4 protein-coding genes are annotated in these 2,768 nt (G+C 58.6%); 3 read left to right on the forward strand and 1 reads right to left on the reverse strand.

What is annotated here, in order from left to right:
• Nucleotides 1-103 precede the first annotated feature (103 nt).
• Entirely contained in the window at nucleotides 104-535 is a 432-nt protein-coding gene (locus HQL56_19430) for a DUF2924 domain-containing protein (GenBank protein MBF0311688.1), read from the reverse strand.
• Between HQL56_19430 and HQL56_19435 the strand changes: the two genes are divergently transcribed.
• From HQL56_19435 to HQL56_19445, 3 genes are read left to right on the forward strand one after another with little or no spacing between them, the layout of a single operon-like run.
• On the forward strand, nucleotides 425-769 hold the full coding sequence (locus HQL56_19435) for a hypothetical protein (GenBank protein ID MBF0311689.1): 345 nt from the start codon (nucleotides 425-427) through the stop codon (nucleotides 767-769). The two genes, HQL56_19430 and HQL56_19435, sit on opposite strands and share 111 nt — an antisense overlap.
• Nucleotides 766-1,125, forward strand: coding sequence for an IS66 family insertion sequence element accessory protein TnpB (tnpB, locus tag HQL56_19440; GenBank protein ID MBF0311690.1), 360 nt, complete (start codon nucleotides 766-768; stop codon nucleotides 1,123-1,125). The genes HQL56_19435 and tnpB overlap by 4 nt, the downstream gene beginning before the upstream one ends.
• A 33-nt stretch (nucleotides 1,126-1,158) precedes the next feature.
• A complete protein-coding gene (locus HQL56_19445; GenBank protein MBF0311691.1) occupies nucleotides 1,159-2,766 on the forward strand; it encodes an IS66 family transposase in 1,608 nt (535 codons plus the stop codon).
• Nucleotides 2,767-2,768 lie beyond the last annotated feature (2 nt).

Here is a 2,768-nt window from a genome sequence, read left to right on the forward strand (position 1 = left end):
TCCAGGGAGTTGAACTCCTGATCCAGCCCCTCGTCGGTGGATTTGCGGGTGTAGATCGCGCACCGCACCTTGGGCGTCACGGTGGTGGTTGGTTTTTTGCGGTTCATGCCTTGCCTCCCTTCCGCAATCCAAAAAACAGCGGTCCCGACCAGTGGGTGCCGGTGATGGCCTTGGCCACTGACGACAGACTTTTGAATTTACGCCCCTGGTATTCAAAACCGTCGTCCAGCACGGTCACCACATATTCCACCCCCTGCCACTCCCGGATGAGCCGCGCCCCAGGGGCCGGGGTGGCCACCTCCGGCTTGGCGGGGGCGTTGCCCGGTCCCGGCTGACTCCGGGTAAGCGTCCATTTCTCCCCAGGGTTCACTTCTTTCCCCGGTAATGTCACCCTTCGCGAAACAGCAACTTTCAGGAGGGTGACATGGAAGAATACGAAAGAACCGGGTTGACAGAGAAACAGCAATACTGGCTTGACCACCTTCGGAACTGCCAGACCAGCGGAGGGACGATCAAGGCTTATGCCGAAAAACATGGATTGAGCTTGCCATCCTTGTATTTCTGGAAACGGCAACTGGGGGAGGATGGCCTGCTGGAAGGGAACCGGCAGACCTCAGTCAGATTCCGAAGGCTGGAGATGTGTCCTGGATCGGTCTCCTTCCCGGTGGCGGGGCGCGTTTGCTTGCCCAATGGGGTGACCGTGGAGTGGTCTGTCCAGGGGGAGGAGGCGCTGCATACCGTGTTGCGGGCGGCCTCTGCCCTGCCATGATGCGACCGTCCCATGACCTGGTAAATGTGTTCCTCTGCCTGGATCCGGTGGACTTCCGAAAAGGGATCAACGGTCTGGCCACCCTGGTGGAGACGCTACTGGACCAGGATCCCTTCTCGGCTGGCCTGTTTGTCTTTCGCAATCGGCGACGTGACAAGGTCAAGATCCTTTACTGGGAGCGCAACGGCTTTTGCCTCTGGCAAAAACGCCTGGAGGAGGAGCGTTTCCATTGGCTGAAGCGCTCCGACGAGGGGGTGGCGAGGATTACCGGTCAGCAGCTCAACTGGCTGCTGGACGGCTACGACATCGCCAGCATGAAGCCGCATAAAATGCTGCAATATTCAAATATTTCATAGCATTTTCAATGATATTATGCTATATTTCACCTCATGAACGCACCGACCAACACCTCGACAATTGATCTTCCCCAGGATACCGACGCCCTTCAGGAGATGGTTTTGAATCTGCTGAAGGAGAAAGAGGCGTTGGTTGGGCGAGTACACTATTGGCAGGAAAAGGTCAACATCCTGGTGGCGAAGCTGTTCGGTCGTTCCAGCGAAAAGGGCGATCCCATGAAGGGATTCCCCGTCCTGTTGGGACTGTTCGACGAGGCGGAACAGATCCAGGAATCCTCTCCCGATGAGGTGGAAGAAGAAGGCGAAGGGGAAAACAAGGAGGAAACCACTCCCGTTGCCGGGCACCAGCGCAAAAAACGCGGCCGCAAACCCTTGCCCGACTGGCTGCCCCGGGTGGAAATTGTCCATGAATTGCCGGAGTCCGAGCGGATTTGTGATCTGGATGAATCCCTGCTGACGGAAATCGGCCGGGAGATCAGCGAGCAACTGGATATCATCCCCGCCCAGGTCCGGGTCATTCGGCATATCCGGATCAAATACGGTTGCCCCCATTGCCATCAGGGAGTGAAAACCGCTCCGGCCCCGAAACGCCCCATCCCCAAGGCCCTGGCCACGGCGGCACTCCTGGCCCATGTGGCGGTTGCCAAATATGCCGACGGTCTGCCGCTCTACCGTCAGGGTGATATCCTGACCCGGGCCGGCATCGATCTCTCCCGCAGCACCCTGGCCAACTGGATGATCCAGGCGGGCAACCTGGTGCAACCCCTGATCAACCTGTTGCGGGACCAACTGCTCAGCCATGGCGTCATCCAGATGGATGAAACCACGGTCCAGGTTCTCAACGAACCGGGCAAAAAGGCAACCACCAGGTCCTACATGTGGGTGCAGCGGGGCACCCCGGCCGAAGGTACCGTCATCCTCTTCGATTACGACCCCAGCCGAAGCGGCAGCGTCCCGAAAAATCTGCTGGCCGAATATCAAGGCTATTTGCAAACCGATGGCTACGACGGCTACCTGGCGGTCGGGGCGGATCCGCACATCATCCATGTCGGGTGCTGGGCTCATGCCCGCCGCAAGTTCGACGAAGCCATCAAGGCCATGGGACGTGACGGCAAGGGCAAGCCCGGCAAGGCGGGGCAGGCCATGGCCTTGATCCGCAAACTCTATCTCGTGGAAAAGGACCTCCGGGAAGCCAAAGCCGATCCCCAAACACGCTTCGAAGTACGACACGCACGAGCTGGTCCCATCCTGGACGAGTTGAAAACATGGCTGGACAAAAACCTGCCAACGGCGCCCCCCAAAACTGCGTTGGGTGTGGCCATGGGCTACCTGAACAGCCAGTGGCCACGATTGATCCGTTACCTGGAAGACGGCCGCCTGGAGATCGACAACAATGGCGTCGAGAATGCCATTCGGCCCTTTGTCATCGGTCGCAAAGGGTGGCTGTTCTCCGATTCCGTGCGTGGCGTGAAAGCCTCCGCCAACCTCTACAGCATTATCGAAACGGCCAAAGCCAACGGCTTGGAACCTTTCGCCTACCTGCGCCACATCTTCACCGCACTCCCCACCGCCACCACCCTGGAGGACTTCGAAAAGCTCCTCCCATGGAACATCGATCAGGCCGCTTTGTCAATCGCCTGAAA

Source organism: Magnetococcales bacterium, from assembly GCA_015231925.1.
GTDB lineage: Bacteria > Pseudomonadota > Magnetococcia > Magnetococcales > JADGAQ01 > JADGAQ01.